Source organism: Agrobacterium sp. 16-2014-1-2a (genome assembly GCF_053522705.1).
Window position 1 is genome coordinate 206,025 of record NZ_JBNWBX010000004.1, and the last position, 23,404, is coordinate 229,428.

22 protein-coding genes are annotated in these 23,404 nt (G+C 59.9%); 13 read left to right on the forward strand and 9 right to left on the reverse strand.

Features of this window, described 5'->3' with window-relative positions; all coding sequences use genetic code 11:
* Nucleotides 1–209: 209 nt before the first annotated feature.
* From ACQZ45_RS15115 to ACQZ45_RS15130, 4 genes are read left to right on the forward strand one after another with little or no spacing between them, the layout of a single operon-like run.
* A complete protein-coding gene (locus tag ACQZ45_RS15115) occupies nt 210–1,220 on the forward strand; it encodes an iron-siderophore ABC transporter substrate-binding protein (protein WP_448742334.1) in 1,011 nt (336 codons plus the stop codon).
* On the forward strand, nt 1,217–2,260 hold the full coding sequence (locus tag ACQZ45_RS15120; RefSeq protein WP_448742335.1) for a FecCD family ABC transporter permease: 1,044 nt from the start codon (nt 1,217–1,219) through the stop codon (nt 2,258–2,260). The genes ACQZ45_RS15115 and ACQZ45_RS15120 overlap by 4 nt, the downstream gene beginning before the upstream one ends.
* A gap of 2 nt (nt 2,261–2,262) precedes the next feature.
* Nucleotides 2,263–3,297 carry a FecCD family ABC transporter permease gene (locus ACQZ45_RS15125; protein ID WP_448742336.1) on the forward strand — a complete coding sequence of 345 codons (1,035 nt, stop codon included), beginning with the start codon at nt 2,263–2,265 and terminating at the stop codon, nt 3,295–3,297.
* A complete protein-coding gene (locus ACQZ45_RS15130) occupies nt 3,294–4,106 on the forward strand; it encodes an ABC transporter ATP-binding protein (RefSeq protein WP_313594710.1) in 813 nt (270 codons plus the stop codon). Before ACQZ45_RS15125 ends, ACQZ45_RS15130 begins: the two co-directional genes overlap by 4 nt.
* A 5-nt stretch (nt 4,107–4,111) precedes the next feature.
* On the opposite strand, the gene ACQZ45_RS15135 is transcribed toward ACQZ45_RS15130, so the two are convergent.
* Nucleotides 4,112–4,495, reverse strand: a complete 384-nt coding sequence (locus ACQZ45_RS15135) for a winged helix-turn-helix transcriptional regulator (protein ID WP_035200376.1) — start codon at nt 4,493–4,495, stop codon at nt 4,112–4,114.
* Between the two features lie 153 nt (nt 4,496–4,648).
* Between ACQZ45_RS15135 and ACQZ45_RS15140 the strand changes: the two genes are divergently transcribed.
* Nucleotides 4,649–5,038: a DoxX family protein gene (locus tag ACQZ45_RS15140; RefSeq protein ID WP_025594944.1), complete on the forward strand. Its 390-nt coding sequence runs from the start codon at nt 4,649–4,651 to the stop codon at nt 5,036–5,038.
* A 26-nt stretch (nt 5,039–5,064) separates the two neighbouring features.
* Nucleotides 5,065–5,808, forward strand: coding sequence for an SDR family NAD(P)-dependent oxidoreductase (locus tag ACQZ45_RS15145; protein ID WP_004431234.1), 744 nt, complete (start codon nt 5,065–5,067; stop codon nt 5,806–5,808).
* Nucleotides 5,809–5,895: 87 nt separating this feature from the next.
* Here ACQZ45_RS15145 and ACQZ45_RS15150 read toward each other — a convergent pair whose 3' ends face one another.
* A complete protein-coding gene (locus ACQZ45_RS15150; protein ID WP_421476213.1) occupies nt 5,896–6,771 on the reverse strand; it encodes a helix-turn-helix transcriptional regulator in 876 nt (291 codons plus the stop codon).
* 132 nt (nt 6,772–6,903) lie between these two features.
* Here ACQZ45_RS15150 and ACQZ45_RS15155 point away from each other — a divergent pair, with 132 nt between their 5' ends.
* Both ACQZ45_RS15155 and ACQZ45_RS15160 read left to right on the forward strand, forming a co-directional pair.
* Nucleotides 6,904–7,101: a hypothetical protein gene (locus ACQZ45_RS15155; RefSeq protein ID WP_448742337.1), complete on the forward strand. Its 198-nt coding sequence runs from the start codon at nt 6,904–6,906 to the stop codon at nt 7,099–7,101.
* A 16-nt stretch (nt 7,102–7,117) separates the two neighbouring features.
* Nucleotides 7,118–8,569 carry an aldehyde dehydrogenase gene (locus ACQZ45_RS15160; RefSeq protein ID WP_065688559.1) on the forward strand — a complete coding sequence of 484 codons (1,452 nt, stop codon included), beginning with the start codon at nt 7,118–7,120 and terminating at the stop codon, nt 8,567–8,569.
* Between the two features lie 30 nt (nt 8,570–8,599).
* Here ACQZ45_RS15160 and ACQZ45_RS15165 read toward each other — a convergent pair whose 3' ends face one another.
* Entirely contained in the window at nt 8,600–9,496 is an 897-nt protein-coding gene (locus tag ACQZ45_RS15165; RefSeq protein WP_004431240.1) for a choline sulfate utilization transcriptional regulator, read from the reverse strand.
* 94 nt (nt 9,497–9,590) lie between these two features.
* Between ACQZ45_RS15165 and choX the strand changes: the two genes are divergently transcribed.
* Complete coding sequence (gene choX / locus ACQZ45_RS15170; RefSeq protein ID WP_111809831.1) at nt 9,591–10,544, forward strand: choline ABC transporter substrate-binding protein; 954 nt, start codon at nt 9,591–9,593, stop codon at nt 10,542–10,544.
* A 14-nt stretch (nt 10,545–10,558) separates the two neighbouring features.
* Nucleotides 10,559–12,073, forward strand: coding sequence for a choline-sulfatase (betC, locus tag ACQZ45_RS15175; protein WP_112295970.1), 1,515 nt, complete (start codon nt 10,559–10,561; stop codon nt 12,071–12,073).
* A 12-nt stretch (nt 12,074–12,085) separates the two neighbouring features.
* Here the strand turns inward: betC and ACQZ45_RS15180 are convergent, their stop codons facing one another.
* From ACQZ45_RS15180 to ACQZ45_RS15205, 6 genes are read right to left on the reverse strand one after another with little or no spacing between them, the layout of a single operon-like run.
* The gene (locus ACQZ45_RS15180) at nt 12,086–12,985 is read right to left on the reverse strand and encodes a carbohydrate kinase family protein (protein ID WP_174003802.1); all 900 of its coding nucleotides are present in this window, start codon (nt 12,983–12,985) and stop codon (nt 12,086–12,088) included.
* Nucleotides 12,982–14,022, reverse strand: coding sequence for an ABC transporter ATP-binding protein (locus ACQZ45_RS15185; RefSeq protein ID WP_448742338.1), 1,041 nt, complete (start codon nt 14,020–14,022; stop codon nt 12,982–12,984). The genes ACQZ45_RS15180 and ACQZ45_RS15185 overlap by 4 nt, the downstream gene beginning before the upstream one ends.
* Nucleotides 14,022–15,536, reverse strand: a complete 1,515-nt coding sequence (argH, locus tag ACQZ45_RS15190) for an argininosuccinate lyase (protein WP_421439852.1) — start codon at nt 15,534–15,536, stop codon at nt 14,022–14,024. Before argH ends, ACQZ45_RS15185 begins: the two co-directional genes overlap by 1 nt.
* A gap of 4 nt (nt 15,537–15,540) precedes the next feature.
* Entirely contained in the window at nt 15,541–16,383 is an 843-nt protein-coding gene (locus tag ACQZ45_RS15195; protein WP_019566689.1) for a carbohydrate ABC transporter permease, read from the reverse strand.
* A complete protein-coding gene (locus tag ACQZ45_RS15200; protein WP_004431252.1) occupies nt 16,380–17,321 on the reverse strand; it encodes a carbohydrate ABC transporter permease in 942 nt (313 codons plus the stop codon). Before ACQZ45_RS15200 ends, ACQZ45_RS15195 begins: the two co-directional genes overlap by 4 nt.
* A 16-nt stretch (nt 17,322–17,337) precedes the next feature.
* Entirely contained in the window at nt 17,338–18,603 is a 1,266-nt protein-coding gene (locus tag ACQZ45_RS15205; protein ID WP_019566690.1) for an extracellular solute-binding protein, read from the reverse strand.
* A 244-nt stretch (nt 18,604–18,847) separates the two neighbouring features.
* Here ACQZ45_RS15205 and ACQZ45_RS15210 point away from each other — a divergent pair, with 244 nt between their 5' ends.
* The 3 genes from ACQZ45_RS15210 to ACQZ45_RS15220 are packed head-to-tail and all read left to right on the forward strand — an operon-like array spanning nt 18,848 to nt 23,404.
* A complete protein-coding gene (locus tag ACQZ45_RS15210; protein ID WP_013761100.1) occupies nt 18,848–20,074 on the forward strand; it encodes an ROK family transcriptional regulator in 1,227 nt (408 codons plus the stop codon).
* A gap of 19 nt (nt 20,075–20,093) precedes the next feature.
* The gene (locus ACQZ45_RS15215; protein WP_448742339.1) at nt 20,094–22,496 is read left to right on the forward strand and encodes a PIG-L family deacetylase; all 2,403 of its coding nucleotides are present in this window, start codon (nt 20,094–20,096) and stop codon (nt 22,494–22,496) included.
* Nucleotides 22,493–23,404 (forward strand): DMT family transporter, encoded by a 912-nt coding sequence (locus ACQZ45_RS15220; protein ID WP_448742340.1) that lies wholly within the window; start codon nt 22,493–22,495, stop codon nt 23,402–23,404. Before ACQZ45_RS15215 ends, ACQZ45_RS15220 begins: the two co-directional genes overlap by 4 nt.

A 23,404-nucleotide genomic window follows, 5' to 3' on the forward strand; every position in this document is an offset into this window, starting at 1 on the left:
AAGTTGATGCCCCAATCGCCGCTTCCACGGCCCGCTCTCGAAGCGCCCAATAACTTGAGAAAGTTTGTCCGGTATTGTAACTTTTTGCGGTTTTGTACAAAACCCCGGAAATTTCACCACTGTTGTGGCGGCATTTCCTCACCGGGGTTGACGGGGGCATGTGAAGCTGAGAGTTCAAGTCCACTTTTGAACCGTTGAGAGCTTCGCCCATGCTTTTCCTGTTTCGCTGCCTCGCGCCGGCATTCGTGTTTTTCCTGTCGATGATCGCGCCAGCCATTACTTCGGCGGAAGAAGCGACGCGCTATCCCGTCGTCATCAAACACGCCTTCGGTACGACCACGATTGCGAGGAAGCCTCAGCGTGTCGCGACCGTCGCCTGGGCAAACCACGAGGTGCCGCTGGCGCTCGGCATCGTGCCCGTCGGTTTTGCCGCTGCCAATTTCGGCGATGATGACGGTGATGGATTGCTGCCGTGGGTGGCGAAGCAGCTTTCTGAATTGGATGCTGCAAAGCCTGTTCTGTTTGACGAGGGTGATGGTATCGATTTCGAGGCCGTGGCGGCAACGCAGCCGGATGTCATCCTCGCCGCCTATTCCGGCCTCAGCCAGTCCGACTACGATACGCTAAGCCAGATCGCACCGGTCGTTGCCTATCCCGTGTCACCGTGGGCAACCGACTGGCGCGAGATGATCCGGCTGAACAGTGCCGGGCTTGGCATGGCGCCGGAAGGTGAGGCGCTGATCAAACGCATCGAAGGTGAGATCGCGCAGGTGGTTGCCGGCCATCCGCAGCTGAAAGGCAAGTCTGCGATGTTCGTCACCCATCTCGACGCCACCAATCTCAGTGTCGTCAATTTTTATACCGCCAATGACAGCCGGGTGAAATTTTTCACCGATCTTGGGCTTACCTCGCCGAAGAGCGTGGCGGAGGCGACGAAACCGGGGCAATTTGCCGCCGGCGTCAGCGCCGAGCGAGTCGATGCCTTCGACGATGTCGATATCGTCGTGACCTATGGCAGCCAGCCATTGCTCAAGGCGATGCGGGCCGATCCGCTGCTTGCCCGCATGCCCGCCGTTGCCGATGACGCCATCGTCATGCTGGGGCGTGATCCGCTCGGCACCGCATCCAATCCCACACCGCTGTCGATTTCCTGGGTTATGAAGGATTACGCCGATCTTCTGGCGAAAGCAGCGGATAAGTCCTCTGGTAAAGCGAAATGACAATGGAAGGGCCTGCCAAAGGTCCGGCCGTGCTGCCAGGTGGCCGCTCCAACCGCATGCGGACCGCATGGCTCAGCGCCGTGCTGGCGCTTCTGGCGCTGCTATGTGCGCTTTCCGTGGCGATTGGCACCCGTGACGTCACGTTCGCTGACATCACGGCAGCGCTTGCCGGTCGCGTCGAGACGGTGGCGGAAGCGGCTGTCGCGGTTCGCCTGCCGCGAACGCTGCTTGCCCTGCTGTCTGGGGCAGCGCTCGGGCTCGCTGGCGCCATCATGCAGGGCGTTACGCGCAATCCGCTTGCCGATCCCGGTATTCTTGGCGTCAATATGGGCGCATCACTTGCCGTCGTTATCGCCATCGTCTGGTTCGGCATTGCCTCGGCGCAGGCCTTTATCATCACGGCGATTGTCGGGGCGGGTGCAGCTGCGGTTTTCGTTTATGTCGTCGGCTCGCTCGGACGCGGTGGGGCCACGCCGCTGAAACTCGCTCTGGCCGGTGCCGCCACCTCTGTCGCCTTCTCCTCACTCGTCATTGCCGTCGTGCTGCCGCGCAGCGATATTGCCGGCGGCATCCGTTCCTGGCAGATCGGCGGTGTCGGTGGTGCGACCTTTGACCGGATTGAGACCGTGCTGCCGTTTCTCGCCGCCGGTTTTGCCATCAGCCTTCTTTCGGCACGCAAGCTGAATTCTCTGGCGCTTGGTGATGAGTTGGCTGCCGGTCTTGGCGAGAATGTCGTAGTCGCGAGAGTCATCGCATCCTTTGGAGCTATCCTCCTCTGCGGTGCGGCGACTGCCATCTGCGGGCCAATCGGTTTCGTTGGGCTGGTCGTTCCGCATCTCTGCCGCCTGCTCGTTGGCGTCGACAATCGCTGGCTTCTGCCATTTTCCGCGCTCGGCGGCGCCTGTCTGCTGCTTGCGGCCGATATTGTCGGGCGCATCGTGGCGCGACCGTCCGAACTCGATGTCGGTATCGTCACCGCCCTTGTCGGCGCACCTTTCTTCATCTGGATCGTCAGACGTCAGCGGGTACGCGAACTGTGAACATGCACACGTCCGTCATGGAAACATTGGTTTCCAATCGTCACGACCGCCAGCGCCGGCGTCGCCTTGTCATAGCAGCCCTTTCAGCTCTTTTGATCGCGGTTTTCGCATTGACGCTGATGCTGGGACAATCCTTCACGCCGCCCGGTGACGTCCTGCGGGTGCTGCTCGGAGAGGACATTGCCGGGGTCACTTTCACGGTCGGGCAGTTGCGCCTGCCACGCGCGTTGCTCTCCGTTCTCGCGGGTATGAGCTTCGGGCTGGGTGGTGTCGCCTTCCAGATCATGCTGCGCAACCCGCTTGCCAGCCCTGACATTATCGGCATCAGTTCCGGCGCAAGCGTGGCAGCGGTGTTTGCCATCGTTGTCCTGCATCTGAGTGGACCGCTCGTTTCGGTGTTCGCGGTCGTCGCGGGGCTTGGCGTCGCATTGCTGGTCTATCTACTGTCCTTCCGCAACGGGGTTGCCGGAACGCGGCTGATCCTTGTCGGCATCGGCGTTTCGGCAATGCTCGAAAGTTTCATCGCCTATATCCTGTCCGTTGCACCGGCCTGGACGCTGCAGGAGGCGATGCGCTGGCTGACGGGCAGCGTCAACGGCGCAAAACTTGCCCAGACGCTGCCGCTCTTCGTTGCGCTCATCCTCTTTGGCGGCCTGCTGCTCAGTCGCGCGCGCGATCTCGAGGCATTGAGGCTTGGCGATGATACGGCCGCGGCGCTTGGGGTCCAGGTGGGGAGAACGCGCATCATCGTGATTATCGCCGCCGTCGGCATGATCGCCTTCGCCACGGCAGTGTCGGGGCCGATTGCTTTCGTCGCCTTTCTGTCCGGGCCGATTGCCGCGCGTATCGTTGGCAGCAATGGGTCGCTGCTCATTCCGGCCGCGCTGGTTGGGGCAGCCCTGGTGCTGGTGGGCGATTATTGCGGCCAGTTCCTGCTGCCGGGCCGTTACCCGGTCGGCGTCGTCACCGGCGCGCTCGGCGCGCCCTATCTGATCTACCTTATCGTGCGGGTGAACCGCAGCGGAGGCTCTTTATGACCAGCCACTCCCTTTCCGTGAACCGTCTTTCGGCCGGATACGGTGAAAGCCTCATCATCGAAGGGCTGGATCTTGTCGTTCCGCGCGGACGGATCACCGTCATCGTCGGTGCCAATGCCTGCGGCAAGTCCACGCTTCTTCGCAGCATGTCGCGGCTTATCTCTCCCCGCGCCGGTCAGGTCCTGCTCGACGGAAAGTCGATCCACCGTCTTCCCTCGCGCGAACTTGCAAGACGGATGGGTCTTTTGCCGCAGTCACCGATTGCGCCCGAGGGCATTGTCGTTGCCGATCTGGTCAGCCGCGGCCGTCACCCGCATCACGGCCTTTTCGCGCGGTGGTCGCGCCAGGATGATGAGGCCGTGGCCGCAGCCCTCGTCGCCACCGATACGGTCGAACTTGCCGAGCGGCCGGTGGACGAACTCTCCGGCGGGCAACGGCAACGCGTATGGATCGCCATGGCGCTCGCCCAGGAGACCGAGATATTGCTGCTCGACGAACCCACCACCTTCCTCGACATCAGCCATCAGGTGGAAGTGCTGGATCTTCTGACGGACCTCAACCAGGCCCGTCAGACCACCATCGTCATGGTGCTGCACGATCTCAATCTCGCGGCGCGCTACGCTGATCATCTGGTCGCCATGACCGGTGGAAAGCTGCATATCTGCGGCACGCCGGAGGAGGTGCTGACGGAAGAAAACGTGCGGCACGTCTTCGGCATAGAAAGCCGTGTCATCGAAGACCCGACGTCTGGCAAACCAATGATGCTGCCGATCGGGCGGCACAGGACGGCGGCGCAACGGCCGCAATAATCCATCTATTTTTGCGGTGACCGTCTGCGTCCACGGGTGGTGGTCTTAACCGGAACGCTCGCGCCGTACTCGTTCCACCATGCCATCAATGCCTCCATGGTCGGGCCAAGTCCTTTCGCCTTTGCCGTAATTTCATATTCCACGCGTGGCGGAACCTCTGCAAAGACGGTGCGAGAGACCAGTCCATCGGCCTCGAGCTCACGCAATTGGGAGGTCAACATGTGCTGTGTGATGCCGGGAATGGCTTTGCGCAGCTCGTTGAAACGATAGATCCGCTGGTTGAGAAGCCACATGATTTCGAGCTTCCACTTGCCGGAAAGCAGCGCGAAAGCGCGACGCATTTCCTCGTGCATGTTAATGGTTTCACCGCCATTAGTCTGGTTTTCCATACTTACCACGCCAAATTCATCCTACTTGCGCATATTCATTCAATAGCACATTTTCCATGTGAACGCCGGATCATGAGCCGCAAGCTGTTCCGGAACAACGAAAATATTGAACAAATCAAGCTGCCGAAGACATTCGGCGGCAATGGATATCCCATGTCTTCATTCTACATCTACTGGGTCGCAACAACCCTTCTCGTCCTGCTCTATCTGGCGTCGGCAGTCACCTACGTCGTCAAATCCGACTGGGTGAGGGAGACGATAACCGGCTTCGGTTACCCTGCCTACCTCGTGCCTCTTCTGACGGCGGTGAAGATCGCCGCCGTCATCGCCATCCTTGCGCGGTTCAACGTCGCCATCAGCGATCTGGCGTATGCGGGGGTACTGTTTCACCTGCTGCTGTCCGGCCTTGCACATATCGGCGTCCGCAAACCTGCCGGCGCACTGCCTGCCGCCATCGGCCTCGGGCTGCTCGTCGTTTCCTTCGCCATGCAGAACGCTGCACGCGAAGTCCCATCCCCCTATGCCCTTGCACGGCAGCTCTGACGCATCCATCACGAAAGGAAATCAAAATGGGAAAACTGACCGGAAAAGTAGCCATCGTGGCGGGCGCTGGCAGAGGGATTGGCCGTGCGACGGCAGAACTCTTTGCAAGGGAGGGCGCCAAGGTCGTGGTATTGTCCTTGACGCCTGCAAATGTGAACGCGGTCGTCAGTCAGATACAATCCAGTGGTGGCACCGCGCTCGGCATCGTCTGTGATCTTGGCGATGGTCAACAGATCACCCGGGCTGTGGCTGAGGCAGCGGAGGTATTTGGCGGCATCGACATTCTCGTGAATGTCGCGTTCGACCCGACTGTCGTCCACTCCCCGATCCTCGAGCTGACAGTCGAGCAACTGCAACGAAACCTCGATATGGGGCCGATCGCCTATCTTCGCATGATGCAGGCTTGTTATCCGTACTTGAAGGCCAGTGGCGAGGGCCGGATCATTAATTTCGCGTCGCTGGCCGGTATTCTCGGCATGTCGCCGTATGGACCTTACAATCTTGCAAAGGAGGCCGTCCGCGCCCTGACGAGATCTGCTGCGCGCGAATGGGGTCCTGACAATATCACCGTGAACAACCTGCTTCCCGTTGCCGACACCTGGGGTGCGGGCGTCGACGCTCCTGCTCCCACGAATGCCCTTGGTCGTTACGGTTCCCCTGAAGAGGATGTCGCTCCGGTCGCTCTTTTCCTCGCAAGCAGCGATTCGAGGTTCATTACAGGCTCGAGCCTGACCCCCGACGGGGGCCAGATTATCGACAGCGCCCGCTAACGCCCCGTTGGAGTGCCGGGCAAACAGGCCGGCACTTCGCTCCGTTATCTCTTCTGCCGCTCCTGATTTGCACCCGCCGGGCAGAAATCAAGGCCATGCGGCATAGGACGGCGGTGCTACGTTCTGTATGCGCACCGCCGTTCGCCGGAAACGGCCGGGAGACGTGCCTTCATTGCGGGTGAAGAAGCGGTTGAAATACCCAGGATCCTGAAATCCCAATCGAAACGCAATTTCAGCGACTTGCAGTGAAGAGTTAAGAAGAAGGTCACGCGCTTCGGAAAGCAGTTCGCGGTGAATATAGGCCTGTGGTGAAAGCCCCGTTGCCTTGCGCACCACAAATCCAAGACGTTCACGGTTGACGCCGAGTTGACCCGCATAGTCTTCCACGCCCCATTGGTCGCGTTTGTGCTGACTGACAAGTAGCACAAACCGCTCCGTAAGGCTGCCTGCGGTGGAAGCCGCGCCCGCGACGTCGGCCATGGCATGCTGGCAGATGCGGATAAGGGTGACGGATAACAGGCTGGCGATGATCGTATCCGATCCTGTCGATGACCGGAAATTCTCATCCGCGATGGTGTCGAGATAACCCGCCAGTTCTAGGCTGTCTTTTTCAGCCAGCGTCCGGGTCAGAACGCGCTGCAATGTGCTGCGCACCATGATTGCGCTCGTTCCGGTTGGCATGGCATGCGCAAGGCCGATTTCGGTCGTTTTCAGCAGTGATCCGCGGCTTCCGGCATTCAGCCGCAGGCGGCCGGCGGGGCCGGAGGCAGGCAGCCAGGCCAGCCCCGGCGCGGTAACCACAAGTGTCTTTTCGCCCTGAATGATCTCCGCTTCACCGGCTGAGACGAGGACAAGATGGGCTGCGCCCTGTTCCAGCTTGAACTCCGACACGCGCAGGGACGAAGTCAGTATGCGCGCCGTCGTTTCGATCCTGTTAGCAGCTATCTGGCCGTGATGCGGCATTCACCCTCCAAAAGTACAATAATGCATTACATTAGTGCATTTTATATGCGCCTGTCGTTGCTAAACTTCCATCAGCGCAGGGAAGCCTTGAGGAGAATGGCAATCCCGCTACTGCGCCGTTGGAGGAAAATCATGAATGGTATGAAGCGCAGAACGCTGTCCTGCCTTGCGCTGGCGCAACAGGTTGTTCGCGGAAGCTCTGCCCTTGTCGATCGCGATTATCTGCTGGAGGCCGGAAGGATCACAGGGGCGGGGACGGCAGCAGCCCTTTCCTCCCGTCCCTCCGTGCAACGGGCGGGTTTCGGCGGTGCCGCCGCCACTATTTTCTGAATTCAGGAGGAAGACTATGCAGACTGTCAATCTTTTCATCGGTGGCGACCATTGCCCAGCCGCAAACGGCAAGCGTTTCGAGCGCAACAATCCGATCACCGGGGACCTGGCAACCAGTGCGGCGGCGGCAACGCCTGAGGATGCCACACGTGCGGCCGATGCCGCAGCCGCAGCCTTTCCCGTCTGGTCGGCAACGCCGCCCGGCGAACGCCGTCGTCTGCTTCTTGCCGCGGCGCAGGCGCTACGCGATGCCGGGCCGCAGATTGCGCTGGCGATGAAAGAGGAGATTGGCGCGACGGATGCCTGGGCCGGTTTCAACGTGATGCTGGCCAGCGACATGCTGGTCGAGGCGGCCAGCCTGACGACCCAGATAAAGGGCGAAATCATTCCCTCCAACCGCCCGGGAACCACGGCGATGGCACTTCGCCAGCCGGCAGGCGTGGTTCTGTCCATCGCGCCATGGAATGCACCGGTCATTCTCGGCGTACGCTCCATCGCCACGCCACTTGCCTGTGGCAACACCGTGGTGATGAAGACCTCGGAGCTTTGCCCGCGCACCCATGCGCTGATCATCGAGGCCGCCGCTTCGGCAGGTCTGCCGAAAGGTGTGCTGAACGCCGTCTCCAATGCGCCGGAAGATGCGGCGAAAATCGTTGAAACACTGATCGCCCATCCGGCTGTCAGAAGGGTGAATTTCACCGGTTCGACCCGCGTCGGTCGTGTCATTGCGGAAACGGCGGGCCGTTACCTGAAGCCAGCGCTTCTGGAGCTTGGCGGCAAGGCACCCTTCATCGTGCTTGATGATGCCGATATCGATGCGGCAGTGGCTGCGGCCGCCTTTGGCGCTTACATGAACCAGGGCCAGATCTGCATGTCGACGGAACGCATCATCGTACTCGACAGCGTTGCCGACACCTTTGTCGAGGCCTTTGCCAAAAAAGCGGCGAGCCTGAAGGCTGGAGACCCTCGCGAGGGAAAAATGCCGCTTGGCTCCTTGGTCAGCGCCGAGGCCGCGTCCCGCATCCGGGCGCTGGTCGATGACGCCGTTGCCAAAGGCGCACGCCTTGTGGCCGGCGGAGGCGGCAATGGTACCATGCTGGATGCGCTTGCCGTCGATGGTGTGACCTCTGCCATGCGGCTCTATTCCGAAGAAAGCTTCGGCCCGGTCGTTTCCATCATTCGCGCCGGCAGCGTCGACGAGGCAGTCAGTATCGCCAACGAAACCGAGTTTGGTCTTTCCGCAGCTATTTTCGGCAGGGATCAGGCAAAAGCACTCGCGGTAGCCGGACGCATCGAAAGCGGCATTTGCCACATCAACGGACCCACCGTTCACGACGAGGCGCAGATGCCGTTCGGTGGGGTGAAGGCCTCCGGTTACGGCCGTTTCGGCGGCACGGCGGGCATTGCGGAATTCACCGAACTGCGATGGGTCACGCTGCAGGACGGACCGTTGCATTACCCGATTTAAGCCGGAAGCATCACCGGCTGGCTGGTCACGTCAACGCTTCTCGTCGATCAGCCAGCCGGTGAGTTTTCTGACCGCACTGTCGCTGCTTTTCGGCCTCAGCAACCAGTAGCCGCGACCCGGCGCATCCAGACTCGGGCCTGCGGTCACCAGCACGCCTGCCTCGACCAGCGGATCGACCAGTCCCGCCCAACCGAGGGCAAAACCCTGTTCGCCGATCGTTGCCTGAACCACCATGGTGTAATTGTTGAAGCTGATGTCTCCGCTTTCGTTTTCCGCGCCTCTCAGCACGCCGAAATGCTTGAAATAGGAGGCCCAGTCGAACCAGTGCGCCTGTGAGGTATTTTCGAGGTGGATGAGTTTCAGCCGCGAAAAATCAGCCACGGTTTCTGGTGCCGACTGCTCCGCCAAAAGCGCCGGCGAGCAGACGGGCGTGACCTTCTCCGAAAGCAGCAGCACCGCGCCGTCGCCGGCATCCTGCCGCGTGCCGAAGATGATCATCACGTCGCTGTCGTGTTTGCCCTGTCCGAGCGGATCCTGCGTGGCGACGATCTGGATGTTGATGTCAGGATTGAGCGCGCGAAAACCATGCATGCGTGGGATCAGCCAGAGAGAGGAGAAGGCATAGTCCGTGTGCAGGCGGATTGTCTGCCGCTCCTCCGTTCTGCGAAGTTGCTGGGCCAGAAGATCGATGGCATCGACATTGCGCGAGACGATCTCGAACAGCTTTAGCCCCTCGGCCGTCAACTCGATGCCGCGATGTTTACGCCGCACCAGTGCAACGCCCAGATCGTCTTCCAGCCGGCGGATCTGATAGCTGACGGCTGGCTGGGTCAGCCGCAGGGACGCCGCCGCTGCCGTCAGGCTGCCGCGACGGGCGACCTCGGTAAAAATGCGCATCCATCCAAGATCGAGCGGCCGCTCTGTCATAGAAATTCCTTATATCAGTCATCGAAAAATACCCGCTTCACAGCCAAAAACAATGTGGTGTTCAATAAACTGGACTAATAAAAGGGGAGCCGCAATGAAAACCGTTTCTCGCATGCACCGCATCGCCGCCGGTCTGTTTTTGTCCGTGGCGGCCTTCTCCACCCCGCTTTATGCCGCCGATGATGCGGCCTGCAAGACCATTCGCCTCAGCGATCCCGGCTGGACCGACATCACCGCCACCAATGGCGTCGCCTCGGTTCTGCTCGATGCTTTGGGGTATGAGGCTGACGTCAAGACGCTGTCGGTGCCGATCGGCTATCAGGCCATGAAAAACGGCGAGATCGACGTCTTTCTCGGCAACTGGATGCCCGCCCAGAAATCCTTCGTTGACGACCTCAACGCCGCCAAGGCGGCCGACGTGATGACGAAAAACCTTGAAGGCGCCAAGTTCACCCTGGCAGTGCCTTCCTATATGGCCGAAAAGGGCGTGAAGGATTTTTCGGATCTTGCCAAACACGCTGACGAATTTGAAAGCAAGATTTACGGCATCGAGCCGGGCGCACCCGCCAACCAGAACATTCAGAAGATTATCGATGCCAATGATTTCGGCTTGAAGGGCTGGCAGCTTGTCGAATCCGGCGAGCAGGCGATGCTGGCGCAGGTGGAACGGGCCGGAAAAGACAAAAAGGCGGTCGTCTTCCTAGCATGGGCGCCGCACCCGATGAACGAGAAGATCGATATCGCCTATCTCTCCGGCGGTGACGCCTATTTCGGCCCGAATTTCGGTGGCGCCGAGGTCTATACACTTGCCCGTACCGGCTGGCCGCAGCAATGCCCGAATGCGGCGACGCTTTTCAAGAACCTTAAATTCGATATCGGCATGGAAAATGCCCTGATGGGTTCCATTCTCGGTGGCGAGGATTCCAAGGCGGCGGCAGCGACGTGGCTGAAAGCCAATCCGACATCGCTGGATGGCTGGCTGCAGGGCGTTACCACGCTGGATGGCAAGCCGGGTGCGGATGCCGTCAAAGGCAAGCTTGGCCTCTGAGACTGTAGGGTGAAATGCCGCGTCCCAATATCCTGATCCTGATGGCCGACCAGTTCAACGGGACGTTTTTTCCCGATGGCCCGGCCGACTTTCTTCATGCGCCACATCTGAAAGCGTTGGCGGAGCGGTCTGTCCGTTTCGCCAATACCTATACGGCAAGTCCGCTTTGCGCGCCGGCCCGGGCTTCGTTCATGTCCGGTCAATTGCCCAGCCGGACGCGGGTTTACGATAATGCCGCCGAATTCGCGTCGGATATTCCTACCTATGCGCATCACCTGCGGGCAGCTGGTTATTACACCGGCCTTTCCGGAAAGATGCATTTTGTCGGACCGGACCAGCTGCACGGCTTCGAAGAGCGTCTGACGACGGATATTTATCCGGCGGATTTCGGCTGGACGCCTGATTATACCAAGCCGGGCGAGCGGATCGACTGGTGGTATCACAATCTCGGTTCGGTCACCGGCGCGGGCGTTGCCGAAATCACCAATCAGATGGAATATGACGATGAGGTTGCCTATCACGCAACCCGCAAGCTCTACGATCTGTCGCGCCGGCTCGATGACCGCCCATGGTGCCTGACCGTCAGCTTCACCCATCCGCATGACCCGTATGTGGCACGGCGGAAATTCTGGGATCTCTATGAGGATTGCCCGGCACTCGATCCGCAGATAGGGGCGCTTCCCTTCGAGCAGCAGGATCCGCATTCGAAGCGGTTGCTGGAAGCCTGTGATCATCAGGCCTTCGATATTTCACCCGACGAGATACGCCGGGCGCGGCGCGGTTATTTCGCCAATATCTCCTATATCGATGAGAAGGTCGGCGAAATTCTCGACGTATTGAAGGCGACGCGGATGGAGGAGGACACGATCATCCTGTTCCTCTCCGATCATGGCGACATGCTGGGCGAGCGCGGCCTGTGGTTCAAGATGTGCTTTTTCGAGGGTTCGGCCCGCGTGCCCTTGATGATCGCAGCACCCGGCTGGAAACCGGCGCTTATCGACGCGCCGGTTTCGACGCTGGATGTCACACCGACGCTGTGCGGTCTGGCAGGCCTCGATATTACCTCACTGAAACGCTGGACGGATGGCGAAGACCTTGCGGCTTTGGCTGCGGGAACAGGCGAGCGCGGGCCGGTGCCGATGGAGTATGCCGCCGAAGGTTCGATCGCGCCACTGGTCGCTATCAGGGATGGCCGTTACAAGCTCTCAGTCTGCGAAGCGGATCCGCCGTTGCTCTACGACCTCGAGACGGATCCTGAAGAGCGGATAAACCTTGCCGGCAATCCTGAATTCGCGGATGTGCTGTCATCGCTTTCGGCTGAAATCGGCCGACGCTGGCAGCTGCCCGTTTTCGACGCATCGGTGCGGGAAAGTCAGGCGCGGCGCTGGGTGGTCTACAAGGCGCTGCGAAACGGCGCCTATTTCCCGTGGGATTATCAGCCGTTGCAGAAAGCCTCGGAACGCTACATGCGCAACCACATGGACTTGAACGTGCTGGAGGAAAACCAGCGTTTTCCACGCGGGGAATAACGCTGGCAGGGATTATGCGGCGGCGGTCGTTCTCGGCGCGCCGCCCGTGGCCTGCACGGCAAGGCTACCCGCCGCGACGCCTGCCTCAAGGCATTGCTTCTCGTCCGCCTGCCGAAGCCAGGCATCGATGAAACCGGCATTGAAGGCATCACCCGCGCCCGTCGTGTCGACGACGGGTACCTTCTTCGCCGCCGCATGGTGTAGGCCTGTCTGCGAGGACACCCAGGCGCCCTCTGCCCCGCCTTTCAGGGCGACAACAGGAAACGACCCCGACAAGGCTCTGGTCGCCGACTCAGGGTCAGAATGGCCTGTGATCGCCTCGGCTTCTTCGAGGTTGGGCAAAAACACGTCGACGCCATCGCACGCCTTGAGCAGGCCTTTGTCATAAATCAGCGAGGCATCCCAACTGGGATCGAGCGAGACGGATAGTCCGCTGTCCCTGGCGCGGGCGACGAGATCGGGGATTTCGTGCAGTGTGGCGAATTCTGCGATGTGCAGATGGCAGGCCCCGTTCCACGAAAAGGCGGCATCAAGGGTCGATGGCCGGGCGATACCGGCGCGCCGTGTCAAAAACGCCCTGTCATGGCCAACCACCGTCGCGACGGTGACCTGCGGGCCCGCATCTGCCGAGTGTTCCAGAAATTGCAGGTCTACACCGCTTTGCTGCATTTTCTCGCCGATGGCGCGTGAGAAGGTGTCGGTGCCGAGCCTTGCCAGCAGCGTGGCCGTGCGGCCAATATGGGCGAAATGCGCAGCCGCAATGAAAGCCCCGCCACCGGCGGCGATTTCCATGTCGCTGGCAAACAGCTCCCGTCCAAGCACCGGCAATTCGTCAAGCCCGGTGAAAATGAGGTCGCAATAGATCCGGCCGATACTGATGACCGCTGACTTTTCCGTGTCTGTCGTCATCATGCGCGGCCCAGAAGCTTTTCCGTCTTGGCATCGAAAAGATAGAGCGCGCCTGCCTGCGCCTCGCATTGCAAGCGGCTACCCACCTGGGGAATGGCCTTGCCCCTTGCTGTCGCGATGACCGAGGTCGTGGGCGTGTCCAGATGAACCAGCGTTTCCGGGCCGAGCGGCTCCACGGCTGTCACTGTTCCCTCCAGCGAGAAGGACCCTTGAGTTGCCTCGCCTCCTCCAACCAGCAGATCATGGGGGCGAATGCCAATCAGCAGATCGCCATCGGCAGACTGTGTAACGCTGTTCGTCGTTCTTTTGCCCCGCAGCAGGTTCATCGACGGGCTGCCGATGAAACGCGCAGTGAAGACGTCCACCGGCGTCTCGTAAAGTTCCGAGGGCGTGCCGACCTGAAGGATATGGCCGTCCTTCATCACGACAATCCGGTCGGCCATGGTCATCGCTTCCACCTGATCGTGAGTGACGTAGACGGTGGTTGTCTTAAGACGTTGGTGCAAGCGCTTGATTTCAATGCGCATCTGCGATCTCAACTGGGCGTCGAGATTGGACAGCGGCTCATCGAAAAGGAAGGCTGAGGGATCGCGCACCATGGCGCGGCCGATGGCGACGCGCTGCCTCTGCCCGCCGGACAAAGCCGCGGGCCGACGGTCTAGCAATGCCTCAAGTCCGAGCACCCGACCGGCCTCCTCGATACGCCGGTTCTTTTCCGCCTTGTCGAGCTTTGAGGTATAGAGCCCGAAGCCGATGTTCTGGCGAACCGTCATATGCGGGTAGATCGCATAGTTCTGGAAGACCATGGCGATGTTGCGCTGTTTCGGTTCTTTCTCGTTGACGACGTTTCCGGCAATTTTCAGCGTTCCGCCCGAAATCTCTTCCAGACCCGCGATCATTCTGAGTGTCGTGGATTTGCCGCAGCCGGAAGGGCCGACGAATACGACGAATTCGCCGTCTTCAATGGCAAGGTCGATGCCTTTGACTGCCTCCACCTTGCCGTAGCGCTTTACGAGTTGATTGAGTTCGATTGTCGCCATTATCGCGCTCCCGTCAGGGCGGTAAATTTCTCTGCAAGCTCAGCGGCTTTTGTCGCTGCGTAGTCGGCGGATCGCTGTGCTTCTGCTTCAAACGCAGCAAGTTTGTCGCGATAGGCCGCAATCGCCTCGCGCATCGGCTCCGGGGCAGGGCCGCCGAAGCGGCTGCGCACGGCGACAAAGTGCTCGGGCGAGACGATCTGCCTAAACTTTTCCTCATCGACACTGGTCTCGCGTCCTGCCAGTTCCTCGAACGCCCTGCGGAACGGCTGGTAACCGTCGTTCGGCAGGTCACCCTTCAGCGCGACAACGCTTTTGGCGACGGTTGCGGCAATTTCATGGGCCTGGCGGAATGACAGGTCTTCGATGCGGACAAGAGAATCTGCCAGTTCCGTGATGGTGATGCAGGAACGGCGAATATTCTGGTCGACCCTTTCCGGATCGATACTGATCTTGCCGACGAGGCTGGCAAGGAGATCGAGCACCCGGCCGGCAGAGGCGAAGGCTTCGTAACCCATGCCCTGGGTTTCGCCCTCGCTGTCGTTCATGTCGGTGAAGGGCGTGTTGTGCATCACGTCGAGCATGGTCCTTGACCGCCCGAATGTCTGGCTTGCAAGGTGGCGCAGATGTTCGATCGGGACCGGGTTTCGTTTCTGCGGCATGATCGACGAAATCTGCACCAGCGAATTCGGTACGTAGATCTGCCCGACTTCGAAACTCGTCCAGAACTGGAAGTCCTGAATGAGCCTGCCGAGATGTAGAAACATCAATTCGATGGCGCCATAGGTCGCTGTCGTATAGTCGACGGCGGCGATGCAGGAATAGGAATTGCGCAAGGGTGCCGCAAAGCCGAGAAGTTCGGCGACACGTGCCCGGTCGATGGGAAAGCCGGACGTGGTGATGGCCGCAGCGCCCATGGGTGAGAGATCGACGATGCGCCGGGCCTCAGTGAAGCGGTCAATATCCCGGATCAGCACTTCGATGGCGGCGGAAAGATAGTGGCCGAAGGTGGTGGGCTGGGCCGGTTGTCCGTGCGTATAGGCGACGATCAACGTCTTCTCATTGCGCTCGGCGGCGTCGATCAGGGCGGCCAGCAGAAGCCGCGCCTTGGCAGTGAGCGTGTCGATCTTGTCTTTCAGGCCGATTTTGAAAAGCGTGTGATCGATGTCGTTGCGCGAGCGTGCCGTGTGCAGGCGGCCTGCCACATCGACACCGATGCGGGCTTTCAGCTCCTTTTCGATCAGGAAGAAGAAATCCTCGACCTCGCCGGTATAGACCAGCTCCGACGGATTGATGGTCCTGTCGATGTCATCAAGCGCTCCGGCGATTTTTGCTGCCGTGTCCGCATCGAGAATGCCGGTCTCGCGCAGCATGACCAGATGGGCGCGGTCGATGCGGCGGAAACCGTCGACATGGTGGTTCTTAGCGCCATCGAAAAGCGGACGCAGCACGGTTTCCTTGTAAACTGGGTCGGGAAACTTGCTGGTATCCGACAGGCGCGGGTTCATATCGGCCATGATGTTATCCTTTCAGGCCTGCCAGCATCACACCGCGAACGATGTAGCGTTGCAGGACGATGAAGACGATAAGGGTTGGGATGGTCGCAATGGCAGCGCCGGTCATGATCATTTCCCACTGGATCTGTTGTTCCACCGCAAAGCTCGATAGGCCGACGGGCAGCGTGTACAGCTCCTTGCTGGTAGTCACGATCAGGGGCCAGAAGAATGCTGTCCAGTTGCCGAGGAAGGTGAAGATCGCAAGCGCCGAAAGGGCAGGCGTCACCAGCGGCAGGGCTACCTTCCACCAGATCTGGAATTCGTTCAGCCCGTCGACACGCGCTGCCTCCAGGAAGTCGTTCGGAACCGTCTCGAAGAACTGCTTCATCAGGAAGGTGCCGAAGGCCGTCATCATTCCCGGGAACATGATGCCCCAGTAGCTGTCGAGCCAGCCAAGCTGGCTGGACATCAGATACCAGGGGATAACAAGCATTTCGGTCGGGATCATCAGTGTGGAAAGGATAGCTAGGAAGATGAAGTAGCGACCGCGAAACTCGAATTTGGCCAGCGTATAACCGACCAGACTGTCGAAGAAGCAGTTGGAGACGGTGACGATGACCGCAACGAACATCGAGTTGAAGAACCAGCGGAGAAAACGGCCGTCGGCCATGACAGTCATGTAATTCGCAAGCGTCGGTGCTGCGGGAATGAGCCTGAGATCATAGACCTGATCCGCGGTCTTGAACGAGGTCGAAAACATGAAGAGCAGCGGCGAAATCATGATCAGGCCGCCGATGAACAGCAGCGTCCAGGCAAGGATGCGGCCGGGGCGGACGCGGGCGTGGGAGAGTGGCAACGCTTCGCTCATTTCTTTTCCCTCAGAACCCAGAGCTGGACCAGCGACACGACAAGAAGAATGGTGAACAGGACAACCGTCTGCGCGGCGGCATAACCCATCGCATAAGAATTGAACGCGGTCTGGTAGATCATCAGCACCAGCGGTTTGGTTGAGCCTAGCGGTCCACCCGGATCGTTGGTGGTCATGTTGTAGACCTGATCGAAAATGCGCAGGAACCCGATTGAGGAGAAGACGACCAGGAAAACGGTAGTTGGTTTCAGGAGCGGCAGCGTGATCTTTCGAAGGATCGCCCATTCGCCAAGTCCGTCGATGCGCGCGGCCTCATAAAATGTCGTCGGAATGGAGCGCAGGCCCGCCATGAAGATGATGATCTGGAAACCAAGCCCCGCCCAGATGGACGTCACCATGACCGAATAAAGCGCCTGATCGGTAGAACGGATGAACGGCTGTTGCGGAATTCCGATCATGCCAAGCACGTCGTTGATGATGCCGATCGGCGGCGGCTGATAGAACCAGCGCCAGACCCATGCCATTGCCGCTGCCGTCGTCAGATAGGGCAGGAAATAAAGCGCGCGGATGAAACCGTGCAGGATGCGCACCCGATCCAGATAAAAGGCGATGACGAAAGCCAGAACCAGACTGATGGGCGTGCCGACGATGAGATAGGTGAAGGTGTTCTTGAAAACCTTCCAGAATTGCGGATCCTTGAACAGCTTGACGTAATTGGCAACGCCGATGAACTTTGCCGGGCGCAGCAGGTCCCAGTTGGTGAAGGACAACCAGAAGGCCTGCAACGTCGGGTAAAAACGGATGATGCTGTAAAACAGGATCGGGATAGCCAGAAAGCTCCAGATCCACACAAGCCGCTTCGTGCGCATGGAAAAGCGATCCCCGAAGGAGCCGCCGGGGCGGCCGGATGCCGCCCCCTGTTGATCGATCGCTGTCATGATTGGACCTGCGGTTTTACGGTTTGGCCGCGTCGATGATTTCCTGCTCGGCGCTGGCGGCCTGCTTGATGGACTCCTCGACGGATTGACCCTCGAGCAAAATCCGGTTCGTCATGTCGATGGCGTTCTGCCGCTGGGCTGCCTCATCCATGAACCGTGTCGTATGGGCGTATTCGAGACCCTTCAGGAACGGTGCATAGATCGGGTCTTTCAGGTTCTCTTCGGTCAACGCCGCAGATCGCCGCGCCGGCAACTCGCCAACCGTCTTCAGCCAGATCGCCATCGCTTCCGGTGAGGAGATGTAAGCGAGGAATTTCTTCGATGCTTCCAGTTCTTCACCGGTTGTCTTGGCGCTGATGCCATTGGCGAAATAGCTGGCATAGTTGGAGCGGATATTCTTGTCGTTGGTGGGAAGCTCGGTCACGCCCCACTCAAAGTCCTTGATGGTTCTGAAAGATCCAAGCCTGAACGTGCCGTCGATGGTCATGCCTGCCTTGCCCGCACGGAAGGCAGCCTGGCCTTCGTCCATGAAGCCCACCTGACCGATCTTCTTTTCAAGCTGCAGGCTCGTATAGAACTTCAGCGCCTGGATGCCCGCCTCGCTGTCATAGGTGACTTTCTGGTCGTTGTCGGTGTAGGGCTCGCCGCCATATTGGCGGATAAGAACTTCGCGCCACCATTGGTGGTCCTGACCGCCCATATCGAGCGTGGAGCCTGCAACGGTCAGGTTTCCAGCGGCATCGTGCTTGGCAATCTTTTCCGCCGCGGCAACAAATTCGTCCAGCGTCTTCGGCGGATTGGCGGCGTCGAGACCGGCTTCCGTGAAGAGCTTCTTGTTGTAGAAAAGTGCGAGCGAGCGAACCGCCGTCGGCAGGCCGTAATAATCGTCGCCGCGCTTCATGGCGCCGACGATGGGGAAAAATTCGCTTTCGATCTTGTCATGCGGGAAAGCGTCTGTCGGCAGCGGCTGCAAGATACCGCCGGCTGCAAACTTGTCGAGCCAGCCGTAGAAGAGCTGCATCACGTCAGGGCCTTTACCGGACATGTTGGCGGCAATCACTCGCGTCTGGTAGTCGGCATAAGGGAAGGTCACCTGTTTGACGGTGATATCCGGATTGGCCTTCTGAAACTCGGCGATAAGCTCGTCCATCGCTTTGACGCGTGTGTCGAAGACATATTGCCAATATTCGATTTCAACCGCCTGCGCGGCGTTGAATGCAAATGTGCTGAAACCGGCGACCAAGCCGGCGAACAAAGTTGCCCTGCGCATGTAAGCCTCCATTTTCTCCGCCCGGTCTTCCGGATGCGGAGTGATCGTTCCCTTTATCCGCGCTTTCGCGCGCTCTCATCGATTTGCCGGCAGCGGGATTTTACGCGTTCCGCCCCTTGCAATTCTGACCCCCGGTCGCTCTCTACGGTTCTCTGAAGGCGAGCATTTGTCAATAACATAATTTACTTGAATTATTATATTGCGCTTATCCTCACTTCGACGCTATGAATTTTCTAACGGACGGGAAGTTGAAGAGATGACGGTGCACACGGTGGATACCTATCCCGTAGCAATCGGAAAAAATCCTGAGCGCAGCCGCGAACACAACAGGCGAGTCGTACTCGACATCGTCAGGCGGCACGGCTCGCTCGGTCGCGCCCAGTTAGCCAAGATCACGCATCTCACACCCCAGGCGGTCGCCAATATCGTCGATGAGCTGGTGGGCGAGGGGCTCCTGAAAGAGCTTGGTCGCCGGCGCACCGGCAGGGGCCAGCCGCCGATACAGTTTGCTGTCAACCCGGATGGTGGCGCAACGATCGGGGTGGAGATTGCCGCAGACCATATGGTCACCGTCGGTCTTGATCTGGCCGGCGTGTTGCGCACGCAGCGCGTTACCCCGCTCAAGGACACCACGCCGGACGCCATACTCAAAACCTTTGCGGCGGAACATGCAGCGGTTGCGAAGAATGTCGGGTGCAGGCTGCTTGGTACCGGCGTCGTCATGCCCGGGCCTTTCGAGATTGACGGCATGACCTCTGTCGGTCCGACGACGCTTTCTGGCTGGGTGGGTATCGATGCCCGCCAGATGCTGAGCGATGCCTGCGGCCAACAGGTCGTGGTGGAAAACGATGCGACGGCGGCTGCCGTCGGCGAGCGCCTGTTCGGTGCAGGGCTGGCTATCCCGAATTTTTGCATGATCTATTTCGGCGTCGGCATTGGTCTCGGCATCATCCAGGATGGTTCACCCTATCGCGGCGCTTTCGGCAACGCCGGCGAAATCGGCCATGTGACGGTCTCGCCCAAGGGAAGGCCTTGCCCGTCTTGCGGGCAAAGAGGTTGTCTGGAGGCCTATGCTTCCGTCTATGTGCTCAAGGAAAAGCTCGTCTGCGCCGGTGTTGCGGACACGGAGCTTGATGATCTTGAAGCCCTGTTCAGCGCGGGCAATCCGGTCGTGATGGAATGGATCGACGAGGCGGCCGTCCATCTGGCGCCCATGGTGGCGATGCTCGAGAACATTCTCGATCCGCAGACGGTCATTCTCGGCGGTGCGCTGCCTGAAAACATCATCAGCGAGATCATTGCGCGGATGGGGCATCTGCCGACTTCGGTTGCAAGCCGGCGGCAAAGAGAGTTGCCGCGCGTCATCCACGGCAAGTCCGGACAGTTGACGGCGGCGCTTGGTGCTGCCGCCTTGCCGCTGTTCGACATTGTCACACCAAAACTTGAGACGTCCCTGGGCGCCGCAGCGCAGGTGCCCGGCTGAATATTGGAGGAGACCGCCCATGCTTAACCCCCGGGAGCGCATCGAACGGCAGATGGCCGATCCATGGCTCGTGCGTCTGCACCGTAAACTGAGCGCACTGAAATCCACTGTCACCGTCATGCACACCGGTGCGCATCCGGACGACGAGCAGAACGGGCTTCTTGCCTATTTCCGGATGGAACTGGGCATGCGGATCATCATCGCCTGCTCGACGCGCGGTGAAGGCGGGCAGAATGCGCTTGGGCCGGAGCGGCTGGGCGCGCTTGGTGTCATCCGGTCGCGGGAGCTGGAGGAGGCGGCCCGCATCATCGATGCGGACATAAGCTGGCTCGGCCATGGCCCGGTGGATATCATCCACGACTTCGGCTTCTCCAAGGATGGCGACCAGACCTTCGGTCGATGGGGGCAGCAGCGCATCGTCGAGCGGCTGGTGCGCGCCTATCGAAAGGAACGGCCTGATATCGTCATTCCGACATTTCTCGATGTGCCGGGACAACACGGGCATCACCGCGCCATGACGCGCGCGGCGAAAAGCGCAATCGCGCTGGCGGCTGATCCTGCCGCCTATCCCGAGCATTTCTCCGAGGGGCTGAAGCCGTGGAAGGTGGCCAAATATTATCTTCCTGCATGGTCTGGTGGTGGTGACACCTATGATGACGAGGTGCCTCCGCCGGAAACGACGCTGACAGTCAATGCGGTGGGCAAGGAGCGGGCAACCGGCGCGCAATATGACCGCATCGGCGAATGGTCGCGCTATTATCATGCCTCACAGGGAATGGGGCATTGGCCGAAGCGGGCGCAGGAAGCATGGCCACTGCATCTGGAACTCTCCAACGTCGCAGTCGGTGAGGAAAGCTCGATCCTCGACAGCCTGTCGTCGTCGCTGGCTGATCTCTCGGCTTTTCCGGGTCTTACCGCCGATTTGGCAAAGGCGCTGGTTGCGGCCGAACAGGCAATCACTGACGCAATCGATGCCTTTCCCGACACGCAGCGGATTACGGCCTCACTTCTGACGGCGGCAACCCTTTTGCAAGAGGTCGACGAGGTCGCAGCGCCGGACTTCAGGGAGTTGCATGGGCACCGGATCGCGCGCAAACGGGCGCAGGTCGATGCCGCTATCCTGACGGCACTCGATCTTTTCGAGCGGGCCTATGCCGAGCCAGCCGAGATCGTTCCGGGTGGGACGTCATCTCTCTATGTGGAACTCGCGGGAAAGGCGGCTGAATTTGACGTCGAGGTTACCCCGGTCCTTCCGGCTGGCGTATCGTCTTCGGTTCAGTCGCGTGGCCAGACAATGGTCTTCTCACTTGCCGCCGATCAGGACGCGGCCGTTTCCGGGCTTTACCAGCCCGACTGGAAAGCCTCAGGCGGCAATGGTCATGCCTCGGTGCGCCTGTCCGTAAGGATTGGGGGCAGGGAGGTTTCGGCCGCTTTCGATCTGGAGGAGCCGTTTTTCGTGACGCCGGCGCAGTCGCTGACGATTTCGCCCGATGCGCTTCTGGTTCCACTTGGACAGGGGCAGGATTCCCATGTTTTTCAGGCACACATAAAGGGTGCCGATGCACCGCTGTCGTTCAGGAGTACGGGTGGCTGGAACCTGCGCAAGACCGGCAATAACTGGATGGCCGAACGTACCGGTGAGGCAGCGGACGGCCTTGCCCAGATCGGAGCGCTTGTCGGTTCGCAACCTGCCTTCCAGATCACGCCCATCGCTTATCCGCATATAGGCCGGGCGCGGTTTCTGGCGCCCTCCGCTCTGAAAATCCTCTCGCTCGATCTCAAGCTGCCCGAGGGGGCGCGCGTCGGTTATATCTCCGGCGGTGCCGACCGGGTCGGGTCATGGCTTTCGCGCATGGGCCTTGATGTCACCGAACTCGATGCGCAGGCGCTTGGCGGTGATCTCTCGTCCTTCACGACGATTGTTGTGGGCATCTTTGCCTTCGGCATTCGCAAGGATCTGGCTGCGGCAACCGAAAGGCTTCACCGCTTCGTCGAAGAGGGCGGCCATCTTGTCACGCTCTATCACCGTCCAACCGACGGATGGAATCCCGAGACGACGCCCGTCAGGCGGCTTGAGATCGGTAAGCCTTCCCTGCGTTGGCGGGTGACGGACCCAAATGCGGAGGTAACGGTGCTATTGCCCGATCACCCATTGCTTGTCGGGCCCAACACGATCGGTGCTGCCGACTGGACGGGCTGGGACAAGGAGAGAGGGCTCTATTTCGCTGCGCGCTGGGATGATGCTTATGAACCCCTGCTCGCTATGCACGATGTCGATGAACAGCCTCTGAAGGGGGCGCTGGTCTCGGCAGCCATTGGCAGGGGTCGGCATACGCATACAAGCCTCGTGCTGCACCACCAGATGGACAAGCTGGTGCCGGGGGCATTCCGCCTCATGGCAAACCTTGCGCAACCCGCGTGAATGGCCAGGACCAGAGTGAAAAACAGAAAAACCCGCGCGAAAACGATGCTCGCGCGGGCATCGGCTGGCTGCTCATGGATATGGCCCTCGTTTCGGGCGGAATGACGGCCCTGGTCAAGGCGCAGGGTGTGACCTATCCGGCATTTCAGCTCGTCTTCATAAGAGCGATGATCGGCCTGATCTTCATCCTGCCGCTTATCTGGCGACACCGGGGGGAAATGGCGCGCGTCAAATATCCCTGGCGTAACCTTTTCCGAATCTGCTGCAACGCCATTGCACTCACCAGCAACTTCGTCGCCATCACCCTCTTGCCGCTCGCCACCGTCAATGCTGTCGGCTTCTCACGCCCGCTGGTGACGATGGCCATGGCGGTTGTCTTTCTCGGTGAAAAGGTAAGCCGATATCGCTGGGTCGGCGCTTGCCTCGCATTTGTTGGCGTTCTTGTAGTCATCGGGCCGGGCGGCGCGGAGATTAACGCAGGCGTGCTCGTCGTCCTCGTCTCCGTCGTGTTCGGCGCGCTTGCGGTGATCCAGACCCGGGCGCTGCGGCAGGAAAACACCACTGTCATGATGGTGTTCTACACGGTGGGTCTTGCCGTCATTACCGCCGTTCCGGCGATCTGGACGTGGAAACCGGTCATGCCGCTCGACTGGGTGGCGCTGCTCGCCATCGGACTGCTTGCGCAAATGGGGCAATATTGCTTCCTGCGGGCCTATCGCATCGCTGACGCCAGTGTTCTGGCGCCCGTCGGATATCTGTCGATATTGTTCGTGACCGCTGTGGGATACTTCCTGTTTGACGAGGTGCCCGAAGCCCGTGTTGTTCTTGGCATTGCCATCATTCTCGTCTCCTTGCAGGCAACCGCCTTTGCGGAATATCTTTTGAAGAAGTTGCGCGGCCGGCGGTGA